This is a genomic window from Methylotuvimicrobium sp. (assembly GCF_050611805.1).
Taxonomy (GTDB): Bacteria; Pseudomonadota; Gammaproteobacteria; order Methylococcales; family Methylomonadaceae; genus Methylotuvimicrobium.
Genome location: NZ_JBNGHF010000001.1, coordinates 282,690 through 303,448, shown reverse-complemented (window position 1 = coordinate 303,448; position 20,759 = coordinate 282,690). Strand labels below are relative to the sequence as shown.

At 47.9% G+C, this 20,759-nt stretch carries 24 protein-coding genes; 5 read left to right on the top strand and 19 right to left on the bottom strand.

Annotated features, from left to right (window positions below; all coding sequences use genetic code 11):
• Positions 1–86: 86 nt before the first annotated feature.
• The 3 genes from dnaG to rpsU are packed head-to-tail and all read right to left on the bottom strand — an operon-like array spanning position 87 to position 2,558.
• Complete coding sequence (gene dnaG, locus ACRJJO_RS01385; protein ID WP_431064192.1) at positions 87–1,811, bottom strand: DNA primase; 1,725 nt, start codon at positions 1,809–1,811, stop codon at positions 87–89.
• A 41-nt stretch (positions 1,812–1,852) separates the two neighbouring features.
• Positions 1,853–2,302: a GatB/YqeY domain-containing protein gene (locus tag ACRJJO_RS01380; protein ID WP_431064191.1), complete on the bottom strand. Its 450-nt coding sequence runs from the start codon at positions 2,300–2,302 to the stop codon at positions 1,853–1,855.
• Between the two features lie 22 nt (positions 2,303–2,324).
• Positions 2,325–2,558 (bottom strand): 30S ribosomal protein S21, encoded by a 234-nt coding sequence (rpsU, locus tag ACRJJO_RS01375; RefSeq protein ID WP_014146611.1) that lies wholly within the window; start codon positions 2,556–2,558, stop codon positions 2,325–2,327.
• 104 nt (positions 2,559–2,662) lie between these two features.
• Between rpsU and tsaD the strand changes: the two genes are divergently transcribed.
• Positions 2,663–3,673, top strand: coding sequence for a tRNA (adenosine(37)-N6)-threonylcarbamoyltransferase complex transferase subunit TsaD (gene tsaD, locus ACRJJO_RS01370; RefSeq protein ID WP_431064190.1), 1,011 nt, complete (start codon positions 2,663–2,665; stop codon positions 3,671–3,673).
• A 128-nt stretch (positions 3,674–3,801) separates the two neighbouring features.
• On the opposite strand, the gene plsY is transcribed toward tsaD, so the two are convergent.
• Complete coding sequence (gene plsY / locus ACRJJO_RS01365; protein WP_431064219.1) at positions 3,802–4,377, bottom strand: glycerol-3-phosphate 1-O-acyltransferase PlsY; 576 nt, start codon at positions 4,375–4,377, stop codon at positions 3,802–3,804.
• A gap of 135 nt (positions 4,378–4,512) precedes the next feature.
• Between plsY and folB the strand changes: the two genes are divergently transcribed.
• The 3 genes from folB to ACRJJO_RS01350 all read left to right on the top strand — a co-directional run bounded on the left by folB (position 4,513) and on the right by ACRJJO_RS01350 (position 6,795).
• Entirely contained in the window at positions 4,513–4,866 is a 354-nt protein-coding gene (gene folB, locus ACRJJO_RS01360; protein ID WP_431064189.1) for a dihydroneopterin aldolase, read from the top strand.
• 3 nt (positions 4,867–4,869) lie between these two features.
• Positions 4,870–5,370: a 2-amino-4-hydroxy-6-hydroxymethyldihydropteridine diphosphokinase gene (folK, locus tag ACRJJO_RS01355; RefSeq protein WP_431064188.1), complete on the top strand. Its 501-nt coding sequence runs from the start codon at positions 4,870–4,872 to the stop codon at positions 5,368–5,370.
• Positions 5,371–5,961: 591 nt separating this feature from the next.
• Positions 5,962–6,795: a hypothetical protein gene (locus ACRJJO_RS01350; RefSeq protein WP_431064187.1), complete on the top strand. Its 834-nt coding sequence runs from the start codon at positions 5,962–5,964 to the stop codon at positions 6,793–6,795.
• Between the two features lie 31 nt (positions 6,796–6,826).
• Here the strand turns inward: ACRJJO_RS01350 and ACRJJO_RS01345 are convergent, their stop codons facing one another.
• Positions 6,827–7,558, bottom strand: coding sequence for a pteridine reductase (locus tag ACRJJO_RS01345; RefSeq protein ID WP_431064186.1), 732 nt, complete (start codon positions 7,556–7,558; stop codon positions 6,827–6,829).
• An 18-nt stretch (positions 7,559–7,576) separates the two neighbouring features.
• Between ACRJJO_RS01345 and ACRJJO_RS01340 the strand changes: the two genes are divergently transcribed.
• Positions 7,577–8,194, top strand: a complete 618-nt coding sequence (locus ACRJJO_RS01340) for a GDSL-type esterase/lipase family protein (protein ID WP_431064185.1) — start codon at positions 7,577–7,579, stop codon at positions 8,192–8,194.
• Between the two features lie 417 nt (positions 8,195–8,611).
• Here the strand turns inward: ACRJJO_RS01340 and tatC are convergent, their stop codons facing one another.
• The 14 genes from tatC to ACRJJO_RS01270 all read right to left on the bottom strand — a co-directional run bounded on the left by tatC (position 8,612) and on the right by ACRJJO_RS01270 (position 20,541).
• Positions 8,612–9,400, bottom strand: coding sequence for a twin-arginine translocase subunit TatC (gene tatC, locus ACRJJO_RS01335; protein ID WP_431064184.1), 789 nt, complete (start codon positions 9,398–9,400; stop codon positions 8,612–8,614).
• A 5-nt stretch (positions 9,401–9,405) separates the two neighbouring features.
• Positions 9,406–9,711 carry a Sec-independent protein translocase protein TatB gene (tatB, locus tag ACRJJO_RS01330; RefSeq protein WP_431064183.1) on the bottom strand — a complete coding sequence of 102 codons (306 nt, stop codon included), beginning with the start codon at positions 9,709–9,711 and terminating at the stop codon, positions 9,406–9,408.
• Positions 9,712–9,714: 3 nt separating this feature from the next.
• Positions 9,715–9,927 (bottom strand): twin-arginine translocase TatA/TatE family subunit, encoded by a 213-nt coding sequence (gene tatA / locus ACRJJO_RS01325; RefSeq protein ID WP_431064182.1) that lies wholly within the window; start codon positions 9,925–9,927, stop codon positions 9,715–9,717.
• A gap of 201 nt (positions 9,928–10,128) precedes the next feature.
• Positions 10,129–10,446, bottom strand: coding sequence for a phosphoribosyl-ATP diphosphatase (locus ACRJJO_RS01320; RefSeq protein WP_431064181.1), 318 nt, complete (start codon positions 10,444–10,446; stop codon positions 10,129–10,131).
• Positions 10,443–10,832 (bottom strand): phosphoribosyl-AMP cyclohydrolase, encoded by a 390-nt coding sequence (gene hisI, locus ACRJJO_RS01315; protein ID WP_431064180.1) that lies wholly within the window; start codon positions 10,830–10,832, stop codon positions 10,443–10,445. The genes ACRJJO_RS01320 and hisI overlap by 4 nt, the downstream gene beginning before the upstream one ends.
• On the bottom strand, positions 10,829–11,605 hold the full coding sequence (gene hisF, locus ACRJJO_RS01310; RefSeq protein WP_431064179.1) for an imidazole glycerol phosphate synthase subunit HisF: 777 nt from the start codon (positions 11,603–11,605) through the stop codon (positions 10,829–10,831). Before hisF ends, hisI begins: the two co-directional genes overlap by 4 nt.
• 3 nt (positions 11,606–11,608) lie before the next feature.
• Complete coding sequence (hisA, locus tag ACRJJO_RS01305; protein WP_431064178.1) at positions 11,609–12,346, bottom strand: 1-(5-phosphoribosyl)-5-[(5-phosphoribosylamino)methylideneamino]imidazole-4-carboxamide isomerase; 738 nt, start codon at positions 12,344–12,346, stop codon at positions 11,609–11,611.
• A gap of 48 nt (positions 12,347–12,394) precedes the next feature.
• Entirely contained in the window at positions 12,395–13,045 is a 651-nt protein-coding gene (gene hisH / locus ACRJJO_RS01300; RefSeq protein WP_431064177.1) for an imidazole glycerol phosphate synthase subunit HisH, read from the bottom strand.
• Between the two features lie 13 nt (positions 13,046–13,058).
• Positions 13,059–13,652, bottom strand: coding sequence for an imidazoleglycerol-phosphate dehydratase HisB (gene hisB / locus ACRJJO_RS01295; RefSeq protein WP_431064176.1), 594 nt, complete (start codon positions 13,650–13,652; stop codon positions 13,059–13,061).
• 290 nt (positions 13,653–13,942) lie between these two features.
• A complete protein-coding gene (gene typA, locus ACRJJO_RS01290; protein ID WP_404359077.1) occupies positions 13,943–15,763 on the bottom strand; it encodes a translational GTPase TypA in 1,821 nt (606 codons plus the stop codon).
• 95 nt (positions 15,764–15,858) lie between these two features.
• Complete coding sequence (locus tag ACRJJO_RS01285; protein ID WP_431064175.1) at positions 15,859–16,251, bottom strand: rhodanese-like domain-containing protein; 393 nt, start codon at positions 16,249–16,251, stop codon at positions 15,859–15,861.
• A gap of 248 nt (positions 16,252–16,499) precedes the next feature.
• Entirely contained in the window at positions 16,500–17,087 is a 588-nt protein-coding gene (locus tag ACRJJO_RS01280; protein WP_431064174.1) for a class I SAM-dependent methyltransferase, read from the bottom strand.
• Positions 17,077–17,982: a LysR family transcriptional regulator gene (locus ACRJJO_RS01275; protein WP_431064173.1), complete on the bottom strand. Its 906-nt coding sequence runs from the start codon at positions 17,980–17,982 to the stop codon at positions 17,077–17,079. Before ACRJJO_RS01275 ends, ACRJJO_RS01280 begins: the two co-directional genes overlap by 11 nt.
• Before the next feature lie 561 nt (positions 17,983–18,543).
• Complete coding sequence (locus tag ACRJJO_RS01270; RefSeq protein WP_431064172.1) at positions 18,544–20,541, bottom strand: polysaccharide biosynthesis protein; 1,998 nt, start codon at positions 20,539–20,541, stop codon at positions 18,544–18,546.
• Positions 20,542–20,759: the final 218 nt, after the last annotated feature.

Sequence of the window (20,759 nt, the reverse complement as noted above, 5' to 3'; positions counted from 1 at the left end):
ACTCACTCACAGAATACGATCAGCACAATTACGCTGAACAGGAAATTATACAACATATTCTTTTTTATGTTAATACGAATTCCCTTTTATCGGCTTACCAGTAATCTCCCTAATATTTCTCGCTCCTCTCGACTTAAGCCTTCCGCCGACTCTTTTTCTAATAACCGCTCAATACGACTTTCTCTCGCTTGCGCATTCAATCGCTCCAAAGCGTCTGAAAATTCGGCACGAACCCCTTCTTCGGGAACCATTACATCCAAAAAGACCAGTTGCTTCACGACTTTCTCACTATTTCGTCCACGAAACAATTCTAAAAGCATGGAAAGATTTTTCGGGTGCTCGCTCGAAATCAGATCGACAACCTCCTTAAACAATTCTTTGCCAGGAAAGTTCAAACTCTCCCAATCGAGCTCTTTTTGCTCGACAACCTCGATCAAATCGGGATTTTGCAACAGCAATGAGATAGCCACCCTTGCAGGAGATAAACGCTTTTTATCCCTATGGACGGCAGCCTTGGACGCCTTTGTCAGTGTAGCCGTATTTTCTAAAACGTCCAGTTTATTGAAACCCGATAAATCCTGAAGTCTTTGATACATCATCTCCCTGAATACGCCGACCGGCAATTGCTCTAAATACTTTTTCGAACGACTAATCAACTGTGCACGCCCCTCCATTGACTCCAGCGACAATTCGCCTTGAACCCGGCCGAAAAAATATTCGGATAGCGTTGCAGCCAAAGCAATACCACGCTCGAATGCAGCAACACCTTCCGCCCTAATCAACGAATCTGGATCCTGGCCTTCGGGCAGCAGCATGATTTTTACCTGCCTACCATCTTTCAAACAGGGAAAAGTTGCCTCCATCGCACGCCAAGCCGCCTCTTTTCCGGCTTTGTCGCCATCGAAACAAAACACTAATTCCGAACTAAACCGGAACAATAATTCCATATGCGCCTTGGACGTCGACGTACCTAGGGTCGCAACGGCATAGCCAATACCGAACTGAGCCAAAGCCACCACATCCATATAGCCCTCGACCACCAGAATCCGTTCCGGCCTTGAATGGCTTTGCAGTAATTCATAAAGCCCGTAAACTTCATTACCTTTAGAAAATATGGGCGTTTCCGGTGAATTCAAGTATTTCGGCAAAGAATCATCCAATACCCTCGCGCCGAAACCCACGACGCGCCCACGCTTATCGCGGATAGGAAACATGACTCTCCCGCGGAAGCGATCATATCCGCCCCCGCCCTCCTTGCTAACAAGCAACCCGGCTTTAGTAAGCGCCTCAAAATTGAAACGGGAAGCCAACGTATTCCAACCTTCAGGCGCATAACCCAATTGATACGCCTTAGCGATTGCACCGCTGACACCACGACGCTTTAAATAATCGATAGCCTTCTTGCCGTCTCCGCTCGCTAATTGTTCAGCATAAAATGCGGCTACTTGATCCATCAATTCGTAGATCGGCCCGACATCGCTCCGGGAGCTTCCTGCCGGCGCTACAATTGACTCGCGCGGCACCGAAACACCGACAAATGCAGCCAGATCTTCGACCGCCTCGACAAAATCCAAATGGCTAAAATCCATTAAGAAACTGATGGCATTGCCGCTGGCTCCGCAACCAAAACAATAAAAGAACTGTTTTTTACGATTAACCGAAAAACTAGGCGTTTTTTCTGTGTGAAACGGACAGCGCGCTACAAAGTTGCTACCCGTTTTTTTTAAAGGAACGTGCGAGTCGATTAAATCAACGATGTCAACTCGCAGTAGGAGATCATTAATAAAGTCTCGAGGAATTCTACCGGACATAGATTACCCGGAACTCAAACTTTAATAGACGAATCGGACTATCACCCTGCTAAAACGGCTTTAATTTTTGCACTAACGATCGACATATCGGCGCGGCCTTGCATTTTATTCCTCAGCAACCCCATCACTTTACCCATATCCTTAACCGATTCGGCACCGGATTGCTCAACCGCTTCGGCAACCATTTCATCAATTTCCTGCTCGGTTAGCGCCTGCGGCAGATAGTCCTGAATCACCAAAATCTCGGCTTCTTCGACCTCGACCAAATCCATGCGGTTTGCCCCTGAGTACTGCCTAATCGACTCCCTGCGCTGCTTGACCATTTTATCGAGCACGGCAATGATCTGATCATTATCGAGTTCGATACGCTCATCGACCTCGCGCTGTTTGATGGCCGCCATGATTAAACGTATCACGGCGAGTCTCGCTTTTTCGCCGCCCTTCATAGCGGCTTTCATATCTTCCTTGATACGGTCTTTTAGTAATTCCATACCAATATCAATTCCGGTCGAATTATAATTGCGGACGACCGCGGCGCAGATTTTTCAACGCATAACGTTCGCGAGCCAATTTTTTTAAATGACGCTTGATCGCCGCCGCACCTTTTCTTTTACGTTCGGCAGTGGGTTTTTCATAGAATTCACGACGTCTGACTTCGGACAGGACACCGGCTTTCTCGCAAGCACGCTTAAAACGGCGAATAGCAATATCGAATGGTTCGTTTTCTTTAACTTTTACTGACGGCATTATTAATGATCCAACTGTGTTAATATTTAAAAATCGAGGGACGATAGTCCCTATATAAAAATGAACTCATTATTATACGCCCTCTTAGCATTTTTTCAAAAACCATGTACGTTTTAGGCTTAGAAACTTCCTGCGATGAAACCGGAGTCGCTATTTATCATTCCGAAAAAGGTCTCATCAACCATTTGCTCTACAGTCAAATCGACATGCACAGCGAATACGGCGGCGTCGTTCCCGAACTGGCCTCCCGCGACCATATTCGCAAACTCGTCCCGCTGATCAAACAATGCATGAACGAAGCCGGGCTAACGAGCCGAGATATCGGCGGTATTGCTTATACTGCAGGGCCTGGATTAATGGGCGCCTTGCTAGTCGGCGCGGCTACCGCAAACAGCTTAGCTTGGGCTTGGCGAAAACCGGCGATCGCAGTTCATCACATGGAAGGGCACTTACTCGCGCCAATGCTGGAAAACAATCCGCCGTCATTTCCATTTCTAGCCCTATTGATTTCGGGAGGTCATACGATGCTGGTCGAAGTTACAGGTATTGGCCGATATCGCTTATTGGGAGAATCGCTCGACGACGCTGCCGGCGAAGCCTTCGACAAAACCGCCAAAATGCTCGGCCTGGGTTATCCCGGAGGCCCCAAACTATCCGAACTAGCCAAACGCGGTACGCCACGCTTTAAATTCCCAAGGCCTATGACCGACCGACCCGGGCTCGATTTCAGTTTCAGCGGCCTAAAAACTTACACAATGAATGCATTGCACGACACAGCACAATCCGATCAGGACAAAGCCGATATCGCTTTCGCTTTTCAGACCGCCGTTGCTGAAACATTGAGCATCAAATGCAAACGCGCACTACAACAAACCCAATTGGATAAATTGGTCGTAGCCGGCGGCGTCAGCGCTAATTCGGTCATACGCCAATCTTTGACGGAAATGGCCTACAAAGAACGAGCCCTAATTTATTTTCCACGACCTGAATTTTGCACCGATAACGGTGCAATGATTGCCTATGCCGGCTGCCAACGATTGATGGCCGACCAACACCAGGGAAGCGTTATATTTGCACGCGCGCGCTGGCCGATTGAAGAACTGCTGCCGGTTTAGGAATATGCACAAATTTACTTCTACAAGTTTTAGGCACTGTGGAGGTTCGGCATTGCTTAAGGAAGCGCCGAAACCCTCGTCAAACACACCTGAACTGCTAACTAAAATTATAAGCAACCCCTCCTTGCTTAGCTCTCCTCGCCGGCCAATAGCCTCTGTATGTTACTTTTATGACGCCACAATAATAATACGGTCATCAACACACAAGACCCGACCAGACCCGGACTCTCGACAATATACCATGCATAAACGGATGATAAGCTCGATGCAATCAAAGCCGATAAAGACGAAATCTTGGAAATTTTATAAATTAACAGCCAAGTTGCAATGATCGCGAAACCCAACAGCCAGGCAAAACCCAGTAATACGCCAACCGATGTCGCGACCCCTTTACCGCCTTTGAATCCGAAAAAAACCGGATATAAATGCCCAAGAAATGCCGCCAAACCGATCAAGGCCAACGCATCGACAGGCATGCCCAGTATTTTTGCCAAATACACAGGCAATAAGCCCTTCAACATATCGCCTAACAACGTAATGCCGGCCGCTTTTTTTCCGCCGATTCTCATCACATTCGTCGCCCCGGGATTTCCGGACCCCTGCTCACGAGGATCAGGTAAACCCATCATTCGACAAACAATAATCGCACTCGAAACCGAACCTGCCAAATACGCGAACAGCACAAACAACCCTTCAAGCATTATTTCACCTATCAACATAGAACTGTATTTCCCCAATATTCAATAAATTTGATGATATTTACGGCCAATTGCTATAAATTTGCCTTATATCATTCTTATATCGATAATAACTCAACGACATAATAAACGGAAAATTCAATGGACATCATTTTTTTAGGTGGTCTAGAAATCGAAACGATCATTGGCATCTATGACTGGGAAAGAACCCAAAAACAAACCGTAGTACTGGATATCCAAATGGCCTTCGATATTAGCAAAGCAGCCGAGACCGACGATATCAAGCATGCCCTTGACTATAAGTCCGTTTCCAAACGCATTATCTCGTTTGTCGAAGCGAGCGAATTTTTTCTAGTCGAAAAATTAATCGAAGAAATTGCTAAACTGATACAAAGCGAATTTCATGTACCATGGGTAAAAATCGTATTAAACAAAAAAGGCGCCATTCGCGGAGCCAGCGATGTCGGCATTATCATCGAACGAGGTAAAAAATAAATCATGGCCCGATGCTACATAAGCATAGGCAGCAACATTGACCGGGATGACAACATCCCCTCTAGCTTGCGCGCGCTCGACCATCATTTCGGCCAACTGATCATTTCCAGTCTTTACGAATCGGAAGCGGTTGGCTTCAACGGCGATAATTTTTATAATCTTGTCGTGGGATTCGATACCGAGCTCGATGTCAAGTGCGTCGCCAAAATACTCAAACAAATCGAACTAGAGCATGGCAGGGTTCGCGACAGTAAAAAATTTTCCGCGCGAACACTAGATCTTGATTTACTGTTATACGACGACCTAATTATCGAAGATGGGCGATTACAAATACCTCGCAAGGAAATCGAACAATACGCCTTCGTCCTTGAACCGCTCGCAGAAATTGCTCCGGACAGCAAACATCCGATTAGCCGATTAAGTTACAAAGAATTATGGCAAAATCTAGACAAAGGCAATGTCAAGCAAACGCGTATACGACCCGATTGGCCTCTTAAGCAATGATCTGTTTTTTAACTTCGTCATTCTAAAATTAAAATTTAAGCTACACTGGCATTCTTAACTTACATTCAAATCTGGTCGATAAAAAATCGAATCGCTCAGCATTTTTCATACTTAGGATTCGGTCATAAATAACTTCCCTATTTTTAATGCAAGGTAAGCTGGTTCGGTTGCTCGATTAACAGGTGTCGGCGGCAGGGCAGATTTTTGCTCCTCGGCAATTGCTCCTTCATTGCCCTAATACACGCCACCCATGGCGTAATGCAAAATCTGCATTCATGCCATCCTTGGCAATCAGTCGCCGTCAAGCCTACACAGATGTATTTACGGCGCCCTGTCAAGCCCCCTCAATAAAGCTCCAGCAATTCCCAATTTGAGAATAAAAAAGGGGGCGGAGTGTGCTTGGCGAGGATGTCGTCGGCAGGGAGCCGCCGCCAAGCCACCATGGGTGGGTTTACGGCGTTCCTCGACAGGCATACCCCGTACCCTGAACACGGAGAAATTTCTCAAACCGAGAATTGCTGACAAAGCTCATAGTCCCAGGAATTTATTTGTCACGAAATCCTTAACTAAAATAAATCATTATAATTTTCGATGACCTCAAACATTTCTCACACAAACCGCGGACTCGATAAATCTCTTGAGTCGTTTAACGCGGATTTACATCGATTGGCGAAGCAACAACTGCAAGAACACGCAGGCGCAAGGACATTCAAGATTTATCATCAACAACAAGCTTTTTGGATTAAACAGAGCCAGATTGCTCACCGTAGAATTTGGCATTGGCTCGGAGCAGTTGTCGCGATACTGAGCCGCAATCCCTTACTAAAACCCACCGTCGCTACCGGAGGGCCCGAGGCATTGAAAGCCGAGGCTAACCGCTTGAGAAAGCTTGCGGCTTTAGGCGTCAGCGTTCCCCAAATCGTTGCCGAGGGCAAGGACTGGTTCATGCTTAATGATATCGGCCGCCCATTGACAGGCTGGATTAGAGACCCCGAAGTTTCGCGGGAACAAAAACGCACAATCGTCAAAAAGGCCTCCGAACAATTGGCCTTGCTTCACAGTCAAGGACTGTGGCACGGCCGCCCCGCTTTCAGAGACATGGCTTACGATGGTCAATTCTTCGGATTTTTAGATTTCGAGGAAGATCCGGGCGGCGTACTGACTCCGGCTCAGTGCATGTTGCGCGATGCTTTGCTTTATTTCCATAGCTTACATCGATACCTGGCCGATGATCGGCCTATGATACTAGAAGCCATCGAAGTCTACCGACAGCTAGCGCCTAAATCCATGTGGTGCAATACACTTTCCTTCGCAAGACAAGTTTGGCTGATTTACGGACTGCTGGCTTTGCTGCACCGTTATTTAGGAAAAGATGCAAAATACGCATACCAAACACTCAAAACCCTAAGAAACTACGGCAACTAAAGACGATTCCCCAAATGCGTTCGCTGAAGGGTTAGCAAAACAATGTTCTCCCTCCATCGACCGCAATGACTTGGCCGGTAATGTAATCTGCTTCCTTGATTAAAAACCGTACCGCGCGAGCAATATCCTCGGGCGCGCCGTTACGTTTCAGCGCAATCCGTTCGACAATTTCCTGTTTAACCGCTTCCGACATATCCTGCTCCGGCCATAAAATTGCACCGGGCGACACTGCGTTGACCCTGATGTCGGGGCCTAGTTCCTTGGCCATAACCCGGGTCATCGCCACTAAACCGGCCTTGGCTATACTATAAACCGGATAGCCTTTGAGCCCTCGTTCCGCATGAATATCGGTAATATTCACGACACAGCCCCGCCTTGCCGAAAGCTCCTCGACTAAGGCTTGCGTTAAAAAAAACGGCGCTTTCAGATTACTACCGATCAATTCATCCCAGTCATGCTCGGAAACTTGGCCGATTCCGGTCGGATAAAACGAAGACGCATTATTGACCAAGGCATCGATACCGCCCCAGGTCGTTTTCGCATAATCGGCCAACAATAACAATTCAGCCTTTACCGCCAAATCCGCCTTAATTATCTGCGCCGAATCGGGCCGAATGTCGTTCAACAGATCGCGCAACTGCAGAGCATTACGCTCCGATGATCTATAATGCAACAAAATATTAAATCCGCTTTCATGCAACAACTTTGCACAGGCCGCGCCAATACGCTTGGCGCCACCGGTAATTAATACATTTTTGCGCACGGACGCCCCTTCTCGCTTATGAATAAAACCTTACTACTCATCGGATTTTACTTATTAATCAACGCTTGTAGCGAATCGCCACCCACACTTCCCGAACTACCCGAAAATGCCGTCATTCTCGCGTTCGGCGATAGCTTGACTTATGGCGTCGGCGCCTCTGACGGTGACGACTATCCTCGCGTATTATCCAAATTGATAGGCCGCGAAGTCATCAACGAAGGCCTCTCTGGAGAAACCAGTCAATCGGGTGCGCAACGCCTGCCGGCGTTGCTCGACGAATATCGCCCGGACTTGTTGATCTTGATTCACGGCGGTAACGACATGCTACGGAAAATCTCCGCCCAGGAAACCATCGACCATCTCAACTCGATGATCGCAGAAGCGCGGCAGCGCAATATCGGCGTGATTATGATGGGCGTCCCTAAGCCCGCGTTATTTTTGTTGGATAGCGCGGAATTTTATCGCACCATAGCCGAAGAACATGCCATTCCGGCAGACCTGAATACATTGCCTGAATTACTCGGCAATACCGAATTCAAATCGGACCCGGTTCATCTGAATCCTGCCGGCTACAGAAAGCTCGCTGAAAAAATCCGAGATTTATTGATTAAAACAGGCGCGTTGGCGCCAGCCTAACGATCATGAAGAAGCCATCATCGCCCCGGCAATAAAAGTTCGGGCGTGTCGGAGGATGCGGTCACTCGCCCGACAGGACACCGTGAACCCAGCACCTAAATTATGCAAGATAGTTACCATAGCCAAATGGCTATGGAATTTAGGTGCTGGGTGAATACGTCCATGTAGGCTCGACGGCGGCGACTGATTGCCATGGATGGCATGAATGCAGATTTTGCATTACGCCATGGATGGCGTGTATTAGGGCAATGCAGGAGCAATTGCCGAGGAGCAAAAATCTACCCTGCCGCCGACGCCTGTCGAACGAGCAACCGCACCCTCTTCGGAACCGCATTTTCGTTGCTAAGCTTTTGCTTATCGAAAAATTAAATAAGGTATGCAAATCGTCGAACTTTCACAGTAAAATTTAGAAAATTATCAATCTTTGTCGCTATCGTTAAAACTCTGCAATTGACCCGATAACGCCTCGGCGGGCTTACGCACAAATAATCGGGAAAACAACAAACCGAGTTCGAACAAAAGCCACATCGGAATAGCCAACAAAGTCTGAGATATTGCATCTGGGGGCGTCAAAAACATTCCGATGATAAAAGCGCCGACAATCACATAAGGGCGTTTTTCAGCCAAAGCTTTCGGGGTAATCAGGCCGGTCCAGACCAATACGATCGTAAAAATCGGCACCTCGAACGCCAAGCCAAAGGCAAAAAATAAGGTCAGCACAAAGTCCAGATATTTTGCAATATCGGTCATTACCGCGACGCCGGTCGGCGCGGCTGCGGTCAGGAAGCCGAAGATCAAAGGAAACACAACGAAATACGCAAACACAACGCCCAGATAGAACAGAAACGTACTTGCAATCAAGAGCGGCAAAATCATGCGACGCTCGTTTCTATAGAGCCCCGGAGCGACAAAAGCCCAAAATTGATACAGAATGATCGGTACCGCAATAAAAATCGACAGTACCAAGGCTAACTTGAAAGGTGTAAAAAACGGCGATGCGACATCGATCGCGATCATCGTGCTGTTTTCCGGCAAATGGGCAAGTAATGGCCCCGCCAGAAAACTATAAATTTCATTAGCATAAGAAGCTAAACCGAGAAATACGACTAAAACCGATAAAACGACCTTTAATAGACGATTTCTCAGTTCGATTAAATGGGAAATAAACGGCTGTTCTTGCGTTTCGTCAAAATTATCGCGGCTCATAAAATTTATTTTGGTTTGCTTTGGTCTTCCGAAGCCGATTCAATGCTGGATTGAACCGAATGTGCCGCTTCCTTGGTTTCATCCAAGGTTTTTTGTATCTCATCGAACGCCGATTGCTCTTTGAGCACTTGACGAATTTCCTCTGCTTGCAATTCCTGCTTGATTTCTGCTTTCACCGAGGCAACGGTATTACGCAATTTACCCACCCAAAACCCGGCAATCCGGGCGGCTTTCGGCAGCCTCTCCGGCCCGATGACCAATAAGGTGACCAAGCCGATCAGAACTAATTCCCAAAAACCGACATCGAACATAATTTAAACTTTGTCCTGCTCCGATGGCGTTTTTTCTTTTGACTTTTCGGTGTCGTCCTCAGCCAGTTGCTTACCTTCCTCGCCGTCTTTTACCGCCGAACGAAAACTTTTGATCGCCCCGCCCAAATCCGAACCGATATTGCGCAAGCGCTTGGTACCGAACAAAACAATCACGATCACCAAAATAATCAACAATTGCGTGACACTCATGCCCATTTCTTAACTCCGGTTGTTTTAGTGAATAGCGAATGATAGTTGGTGAATAGTAAATGGAAAATCGTAAATTGAGTTCGTACTTTAGCTTTTGTGTTTATGCATCGGGCTATTCAGCAGCATAAGCTTAAACCAAGGACACAATGAACCCGCTAATCAACATGACTTTCCGCCATCCATTGACTATTCACTATTGACCCTTCTCTATTTCCCCCGGCTCGCTTTTTCCTCGAGTCCGGACAGCCCGAAACGGCGTTGCAGTTCGCGCAACACATCGTCAGGGCCTAATCCTTGATGCGCCAACATCACCATGCTGTGAAACCAAAGATCGGCCGTTTCGTAAACGATTTTTTCTTTATCGCCATCCTTCGCAGCCATGACCGTCTCGGTCGCTTCTTCACCGATCTTCTTTAAAATACTATCCAAACCTTTCGCATAAAGGCTTGCGACGTAAGACTTGTCGGCCGACTCCTCTTTACGTTGCTCCAGAATTGTAGCCAGCTCTTGCAATACTTGATTCATTTTTTATAGATCGTTTGAGGGTCTTTCAAAACCGGTTCGACTGCCTGCCATTGATCGTCTTTCAAAGTTCGATAAAAACAACTTTCACGGCCGGTATGACAAGCAATGTCGCCCTGCTGTTCAATTTTCAGCAAAATAACATCTTCATCGCAATCCAGATAAACACCGAGCACTTTTTGCCGATGACCCGATTCCTCGCCTTTACGCCATAGTCGGTTACGGGAACGCGACCAATACACCGCATAGCCTTCGCTGACCGTCAACGCCAGCGATTCGCGGTTCATCCAGGCAAACATCATCACCTTGCCGCTATCGGCTTGCTGCGCAATGACAGGAACTAAGCCGTCACTAGTCCAGCGAATTTCATCTAGCCATCTTTCACTCATGACAAACGCACCTCGATACCTTTTCCGGCCATGTGTTCCTTGGCCTGCTGCACGGTATATTCGGCAAAATGAAAAATACTCGCGGCCAAGACCGCATCGGCCTTGCCTTCTATAATGCCGTCAGCCAAGTGATCCAAATTGCCGACCCCGCCCGAAGCAATCACCGGCACGGCCACAGCCTCGCTGACCGCGCGAGTCAAAGCCAAATCAAAACCTTCGCGCGTTCCGTCCCTATCCATACTGGTCAATAATATTTCGCCGGCACCGTAATCGGTCATTTTTTTTGCCCACTCGACCGCATCGATACCGGTCGGCTTGCGGCCGCCATGAGTGAATATTTCCCAACGATCGGGTTGTCCCGCTTCACTAACTTTTTTGGCGTCGATCGCAACGACGATACATTGCGAACCGAATCGCGAAGCTGCTTCGCGCACAAATTCGGGATTGCTTACCGCCGCACTATTGATACCGACTTTATCGGCGCCGGCATTCAGCATGCGCCGGATATCGTCGAGCGTTCTGATACCGCCGCCGACCGTCAACGGAATAAAAACCTCGCCGGCCACTTGTTCGACCACATGCACGATCGTATCGCGATCATGATGCGTCGCAGTAATATCAAGAAAAGTCAGTTCGTCCGCGCCTTCTCGGTCATAGCGCCTGGCGATTTCGACCGGATCGCCGGCATCGCGGATATCGACGAATTTTACACCCTTGACGACACGCCCGTTATCGACATCTAAACAAGGAATGATGCGTTTAGCCAGACTCATAAATCAATCGCCGAAAGACTCGGCCAATTTCGCAGCTTCGGCAAAATCCAACGTTCCTTCATAGATTGCACGCCCTGTTATCGCACCGACAATACCATCGCCGACATGCTTGCCGAGCGCCTTGATATCGTCCAAATTGGTTATACCGCCCGAGGCGATCACCGGAATTCGGATCGAACGGGCCAATTCGGCGGTCGCCTCGACATTGACGCCGCTCATCATGCCATCGCGTGAAATATCGGTATAAATGATCGCTTCAACACCGTCTGCCTCAAATTTCTGCGCCATATCGATCACATCATGATGGGAAAGTTTAGACCAACCGTCGATGGCCACTTTACCGTTCTTAGCATCGAGCCCGACGATGATATGCCCCGGAAACTCGATTGCAACATCTTTGATAAAGTGCGGCTCGCTGACCGCTTTAGTTCCGATGATGACATATTGCACGCCGGCTTCGAGATACGCCTGAATCGTATCCTCGTCGCGAATACCGCCACCGATTTGTACCGGTATATCCGGATAGGCTTCGACAATACTCCGGATAATCGCAGCATTTTTCGGTTTACCGGCAAACGCACCGTCCAAATCCACCAAGTGAATGCGCTTCGCACCGGCTTCGACCCATTTCCCGGCAACACTCACCGGATCGTCTGAAAACACCGTATCATCGTCCATATTGCCCTGCCGCAAACGGACACATTTTCCTTCTTTCAAATCGATTGCAGGTATCAACAACATAAGATCAACATCCTCAAGATTTTAATGCCGGATTAACCGGACGCCCTATCAATTAACGTTAAATTGTCCATCCCACTGCAAAAAGTTTTTCAACAGCTGTAAGCCGGCTGATTGACTTTTTTCAGGGTGAAATTGCACGGCAAAAATATTTGCCTTTGCCAATGCGCAGGCAAATGGCTTCGGATAATCCGAAGTACCGGATACGACTGATTCATCCTCGGGAACGGCATAATAACTATGCACAAAATAAAATCGGCTGCCCGGCTCGATATTTTGCCAAAGCGGATGCGGTTGTTGCTTAACCCGATTCCAACCCATGTGGGGAATTTTCAGCCGTTCGCCGTTGTTATCCTGAAGGTTATCCGAAAAGCGCTGCACGTGACCCGGAATGATATTCAAACACATTGTCGCATCGCTTTCCTCGCTATCGGTTAATAAGGCCTGCATGCCTAGACAAATACCGAGCATCGGTTTTTCTTGCGCGGCGGTCTTGATCGCCGAAGCAAGACCTGAAGCATTGAGCGCTTGCATGCAATCGCCGATCGCCCCAACGCCGGGGAAAACGACTCGATCGGCCCGCAAAACGGATTCGATATCGGATACGACCCTGACTTCGGTACGAGGGTCCGCATGTTGCAAAGCTTTAGCAATGGAATGCAGATTGCCCATTCCATAATCGATAACTGCGACTGATGACATAGTGGGGGTAGGGTTACAAAGTTCCTTTGGTTGACGGCATCATTCCGGCCATTCGTGGATCTTGCGCGACCGCCATGCGTAGCGCCCGGCCCATCGCTTTGAATATGGTTTCGGCAATATGATGCGCATTGGAGCCTTTAAGGTTATCGATGTGCAAGGTTACGCCGGCATGGTTGACAAAGCCTTGAAAAAACTCGCGGAATAAATCGACATCGAAGCGGCCGATTGCGCCTCTAGGAAATTTGACATCGTACACCAATCCCGGACGACCTGAAAAGTCGATTACGACGCGAGATAAGGCTTCATCGAGCGGCACATAAGCATGACCGTAGCGATACAGGCCTTTTTTATCGCCGACCGCTTGGGCAAAAGCTTGACCGAGTGTAATACCGATATCTTCGACGGTATGATGATCGTCGATATGCAGATCGCCTTTAGCGGTAATATCGAGATCGATCAAACCATGCCGCGCAATTTGATCCATCATGTGTTCGAGAAAAGGCACGCCGGTCGAAAAAACCGCGCGTCCGGTACCATCCAGATTAATTGCGACTGTTATTTGTGTTTCGAGTGTATTGCGCTCGATTCGCGCGCTTCGTGAGGTCATAAAGACTGCGTTGTTAGTAATTAGCGGGCTTATTCTACTATGAAAAAAATCAATTATGCAGCGATTCGCTGCTAAATTAAGGCTAGTCTTATTTTGTAAGCCTAAGCGTACATAAATTTCAGCTTTGACTGACTTCTTTTTTAGTCATTTTGCGGCACAATAAGCCGTCGCCAAAACATAGGAGTTAGGGATAGATTTCGACAGGATGTCTTAAGGACGATCGCATAAGCCAACCACTCGGCGATAAATGCCTCGAATCGCTAGTCGATTCGAGGCTTTTTTTATGTTTCTTAGGCCGCCGCGGTTCTCGATGCCTTTTTGCGCTCATGCTCCTGCAGCAATTTCTTACGCAAGCGAATCGATACCGGCGTCACTTCAACCAGTTCGTCTTCATCGATAAACTCCAAGGCTTGCTCCAGCGACATTTTCTGAATCGGCGTTAAAATCAGATTCTCGTCGGTTCCCGCCGCTCTGATGTTAGTCAACTGCTTCGCTTTAGTCGGATTCACGACTAAATCGTTGCTTCGCGAATGAATGCCGACTAGCATGCCTTCGTAAACTTCATCGGCATGCACCAAAAACAACTCGCCACGCTCCTGTAACGCAAACAAGGCATAGGCCAATGCTTTACCTTGAGCCATAGAGACCAACACGCCGCGTTTACGCGCGCCCAACTCGCCCTTCTTAATAGGTCCGTAATGATCGAAAACATGATACAGCAACCCTGAGCCGGAGGTCGATGTCATGAACTCGGTTTGGAACCCGATCAAACCGCGTGACGGGATCATATACTCCAGCCGAATACGGCCTTTGCCGTCCGGCACCATATTCAACAAATCGCCTTTGCGCTCGCCGAGTTTTTCCATGATGGTTCCTTGATGCGCTTCCTCGACTTCGATCGTCACGAATTCGAAAGGCTCGCATTTTTCGCCGTCGATTTCTTTGATAATGACTTCCGGCCGGGACACACCCAATTCGAAGCCTTCGCGGCGCATGTTTTCAATCAATACCGATAGATGCAGCTCGCCGCGTCCGGACACTTTGAACTTATCCGGATCGTCGGTGCTCTCGACTCTTAATGCGACATTATGCTGCAATTCTTTTTGCAAGCGATCGTGAATTTGTCTCGAGGTGAGAAACTTACCTTCCCGACCGGCAAACGGCGAGGTATTGACTTGGAAAGTCATGGTCACGGTCGGTTCGTCGACCGACAAGGCCGGTAAGGCCTCGACCGTATCGGGATGACATAAGGTTTCGGAAATTTCCAACTTATCGATACCGGTAAACGCGATGATGTCCCCGGCTTGCGCTTCCGGTACTTCGACGCGCTCCAAGCCATGGAAACCGAAGATTTGTAAGATACGGCCTTTGCGGATCGCCCCTTCGCGATTGATCAACGTCAATGGCATATTGGTTTTCACTTTGCCTCGCTGAATACGCCCGATTCCTATCACGCCGACATAGGAGTTGTAATCCAGGCTACTGACCTGCATTTGGAACGGCCCGTCCAAGTCGACATCCGGCGGACTGACTTTTTCGACAATCGTTTCGAACAACGGCGTCATATCGCCGTCGGTCGCATCGGTATCTAAACTGGCATAACCGTTTAGCGCCGACGCATAGACGATCGGAAAATCCAATTGCTCGTCGGTCGCGCCAAGACGGTCGAAAAGATCGAAGGTTTGATCGACCACCCAATCCGGACGAGCGCCGGGGCGATCGATTTTATTGATCACGACAATCGGCTTTAAACCCAATGCAAACGCTTTTTGCGTCACGAAACGAGTTTGCGGCATCGGCCCGTCGACGGCGTCGACTAACAACAACACAGAATCGACCATCGACAATACGCGCTCGACTTCTCCGCCGAAATCGGCATGGCCTGGAGTATCGACGATGTTGATATGATAACCGTTCCAATCCAACGCGGTATTTTTGGCCAGAATCGTAATGCCCCGTTCTTTTTCAATGTCGTTCGAATCCATGATCCGCTCGGAAACCTTTTCATGGCTCTTGAACGTGCCGGACTGTTGTAACAACTTATCGACCAAGGTGGTTTTGCCGTGGTCTACGTGCGCAATAATTGCGATATTTCTTAAATTTTCGATCACTTAAATAAACTCTGAAGATTAATGAATTATGTGGCAACCTGAACTTCTGATTGAGAAGTCAGACGCCGAACATTGAGAAAGGCAAGATTGAATGGTTAGCTTTGTTCCCAAGGTAAATCATGAAAACGCCAACCGCCCCGGTTGCCGCGGTGTTTGCCGTCGTCGAGAGGCCCTTCGAAGCCTTGCAATATATTGATAGGACGAGAATACCCAGCCGCCGCTAAAGCCGCCGCCGCATCCAACGATCGCTGCCCGCTTCGGCACAGCAACAACACCGGCGCATTTTTATCGGGAACCGCTTCGGCTACCTGCTCGACAAACGAGCTATTGACTTGCCAATCCGGATATTCTTTCCATGGAATATGAACCGCGCCTATCGGGTGTCCGACGTGGCTATGTTCCATTTTAGTCCTGACATCGATCAGTACGGCGCTCCGATCGGTTTGCAATAATTGCCATGCTTGTTTCGGTTCTAAGTTTTCTACCATAATGGAATCGATCGACTAAATTTAACGGATGGTATTCGGGAGATGCTTTTCAAACAGATCGGGACGGATTCAATTTCTTGCTTTTAAAACCATTAGAATTTGAATAAAATTATACCCGTCGTAGATCAAAATTCGGCGACTGGGTGTCCGCTAAAGGACGCCGTAAATACGTCCATGCAGGCAAAGCCATTATCGGACACCCAGGCGCCTCCTCTGGCACTGCCGAAATTTCAAGTGTGAACGGTATATCATTTTCTACCAATGAATTGAGCTTCATTTCTGAGGCCTAACTCTATGTCGCCTATCGATCCGTATTCCCGATAATAAATCGGCTTTAATTCGGCAAATAATTCCAATAATTCGCCTTCAGCCAATAAAAAATCGGGATTGTTCGGCCCTCTTTCAACGACTTTCTCGCGGGTATACGTCTGATAAAACAACAAACCGCCGGGATTCAACGCGTCTATTATCGCATCACACAGACTCCGGTCAAGAAATCGACTGATAACAATGACATCGAAGCGATAGCCGGAGAAAGATTTTTTATCTATGGCCCATTGCTTCGCCTGAATAGCCAAGCCTTTCTTGTCGGCATCATTCTGCAATTTTTCTACCGCTACGGTCGATATATCCCAGGCAAAAACAGACAAACCTGCCGCAGCAAGTAATCGAGCATTAGCACCTAAGCCGCAAGCCAAATCCAAAGCAGCGCCATTTTGCGGCAACAAAAAAGCATTTTCCGATAAAACTTCAGCAGGCCTGTATTCCGAAATATTGGCTTGACGGTAAACGGCATCCCATTTTGCCGCAATTTCATTAATTGCGTTAGATCCCATCGATACCGACTCGCCTAGGCAGCCACTCCTGCAAAAAATCCAAAAACTTTCTGACTTTGGTAGACAGATATTTTCGATGCGGATAAACGGCGTGTATCTCCAGGGGCGCCAACTCATAGCTTTCCAATACCGGCATCAACTTACCTTTTTCTATATCCCTCCCGACAATATATCTAGGCAACATCACCATTCCTAGGCCTTCTATCGCACCGACTCGAATCGGATCGGCCACGTTAGCGACGATGCGCCCTTTCACCTTGATCATCAAATCACCATAAGGGCCCTTGAACCGCCATTGATCCCTCGGCGGAATCGACCAATTTACCAAACAGCTATGATCGGTTAAGTCCTCGGGCGTTTTAGGAATGCCATATTGTTGGAAATAACCGGGAGCTCCGCAAACCACCAAAGGCGAACTGGCGAGTTTGCGCGCAATCATACTGGAATCTTCGACACCGCCCAAATTTATCGCGAGATCAATACCCTCATCGATCAGGTCACCCATATTGCCTTGCAAAATGATAGTCACCTCCAGATCGGGATACAACTTGAGAAATTCCGATATCGCCGGCGCAATTTGGGTGGCGCCGATGACTTGCGGCGCACTGATTTTCAGCGTTCCGCGCGGCTCGGTCTGCAGTTGCGTTACAGTAGCTTCCATTTCTTCGATATCATCCAATACCTGTTGGCAACGCTCCAAATACGATGCGCCCATTTCTGTCAGACTCAGACTTCGCGTGGTTCTATTAAACAGCCGAGTGCCTAAATGTTCTTCCAATTGCATGATATGCTTGGTCGCCATGGCTCTCGAAATATCCAAATCGCGTGCGCCGCCGGCAAAACTGCCGGCCTTTGCCACCCGAACGAAAACATTCATACTGGTTAATTTGTCCATTTATCTCTCTTTGAGTTTCAATTGCTCGAGTCAACAGCTTAACCCGTTGCTTACGATAATTCCGTTTTAGAATCGATCCGCCACTACAATACGCAACTATCGCTTGCCATTTATTTCGTTTTTACTTAATATTCCCGCCGCTATAGTAGCGCCATAAGCGAAATTTCAAGACTCCACCTTCCAAACAAACATCTCGATAAATTAGCCCAAGAAAAAGATCGCTAGTTTGCATGCCTTTTTGTTTCCAATCAAGAAACAATTTATCAACAAATCAGCCTATTGTCTGCTGAAATAATCTCTGTATAGTATTTCCCAAGCCCGCTGTAAAACTTCATTGGCTCGCTAATAGTCAACGATACCCATGCATCGGAGAACCCTTATTCGTTGAATTTAACTGCAACTTGCCGGAATACCATCGACTTGATAGAAAATTCCTATGCAGATTCGTTTACCATGTTCTAACCCTCCTGGTGTAGTACCAACAAGCAGTTCCTCCTCAAAACTCTGCTTGATTTTTCACCTCCCTCTGCTTTCAAGCATTGGGAGGTTTTTTTTGTCTCTTTAATCATGCTCTACTATTTTTTCCAAATAATTCGGCGATGAATTATTCGCGGCATAACTATTCGTCGAGTTGTTGAATAGCCAATCGTCGATATCGCATTGAGGGGAAAAGCCCGATACCGCTTGTTTCAAAATCATCCGGACTTGCCGATAATCGTCAACTAAGGCAGCCTGCTCCATTGCCGACAACAATTTTTCAAGCTCATTCAAAGCAATAACCTCTTCTTCGGCCCGCATGATACGCGGATGGTCGGTTACGGAAACATTATCGCCTATCAACAACTCTTCATAGAGCTTTTCTCCCGATCGCAAACCGGTAAATACAATCTCGATATCGCCGTCAGGTCGCGCATCACCCTTGACCGTTAAACCGCTAAGCTTGATCATACGTTTCGCCAAGTCCAAAATCTTGACCGGTTCGCCCATATCCAAAACAAAAACATCGCCGCCCTGACCCATTGCACCAGCCTGTATCACCAATTGAGCGGCTTCGGGTATCGTCATGAAATAACGAATGATTTTCGGATCGGTCACAGTCACCGGCCCTCCCTTGGCAATTTGTTCACGGAATAACGGCACGACAGAACCCGACGAGCCCAACACATTGCCGAAACGCACCATCGTAAACCGCGTTGCTCGCGGGTTTTGATTTTCAATGCTTAAGGCTTGTAAAATCAGCTCGGCAAAGCGCTTGGTCGCCCCCATCGTGTTAGTTGGCCGTACCGCCTTATCCGTCGATATCAATACGAAAGTCTCTACATTCGCGTTGATAGCGGCGCGGGCAGTGTGTAAAGTGCCGAATATATTATTCCGAACCGCTTCGCCCGGGTTTTTCTCAACCATCGGCACATGCTTATAAGCGGCGGCATGATAGATCGTTTCCACGCCGAATGCCCGGCAAATTTTTTCGACTCGACTCCCGTTAACCACCGATCCGAGAACAGCAATGATTTGCGTATCGACAGCATCCGATTTTGCCAAATAAAGATTTAACTCCCTCTCGACCTCATAGAGCGCAAACTCGCATTGCTCATATAAAATCAATACCTTAGGTTGCAACTGAATAATTTGCCGGCATAACTCCGAGCCGATCGAACCGCCGGCACCGGTAACCATTACTTTTTTACCGGTCGTATTGGCGGTCAATAAAGTTTGATCCGGAACCACTGCATCCCGACCCAACAAATCGGCGATATCCACTTCTTGCAATTCATCGAACGTCACCTTCCCTTGCGCGATATCGGACATTCCGGGCATTGACCGAACATGGACCGGATAAGGCTCCAAAAGGCGAATGATCTCACTTCGCCGGCTTCTAGCAACCGACGGCATCGCCAACAGAATATCGGTAACGGCAAATTTATCGATTAAATAACTTAACGCGGTAAACGGATGAATCTTAATGCCGTTAATTTTTTGCCCATGCAATAAGGCATTGTCGTCGATAAATGCAATCGGCCGAAAATCATGACCATGCGCCAATGCTGAAGACAACTGCACCCCCGCACTTCCTGCTCCATAAATGATGACATTGTTGCGGCGACACAATTCCGGATCGGCACCCCTTGCCATGCGCGCATATTGCTCGCCAAACCACCATCGCGCCATAAACCGGCTCCCACCGGCAAATAACAACATGATCAACCAATTTAGCGGCGGAACCGTCCTCGGCACCAAGCCTACTCTCAATTGAAACACCAATGCGGCAAATATCAACGCATACAAAGTAACCGCTTGAATGATCGTCGCTAACGCTCTGACGCCGATATAACGAATAATCGCCCGGTATAATCCCATTCTGATAAAAATAGGAATGACGATGCAAGGAGCCAACACAAACAAGATCCAAACGCGGTCTTCTGGAACATAAAACTCACCAAACCGCAAAGAAAACGCTAGCCACAGTGCGAAAACCGCAAAAAACACGTCAGCACTCATCGTTATCGACGCTTTTTTAGGCCGCGATAATCTTAAAAACCAGTCCGCTAAATTTTCCATGCTCTTTAACCCTTCCAAAATGAAACTCACCGAATTGCTAAACGTACAGGTCTCGCCTGATCCGAATCGAACTCGGTAACATGAAGGATTTCCAATCGAAAGACTTGTATGCCGATCGCCAGTTTTTGCTCATGCACCGTCACCTAGCATTTCGATGTCGAATCCGACTACCGAACGGCTTTCCTTGCTGAATTCGACGCCGATCAAATGTATCGGCA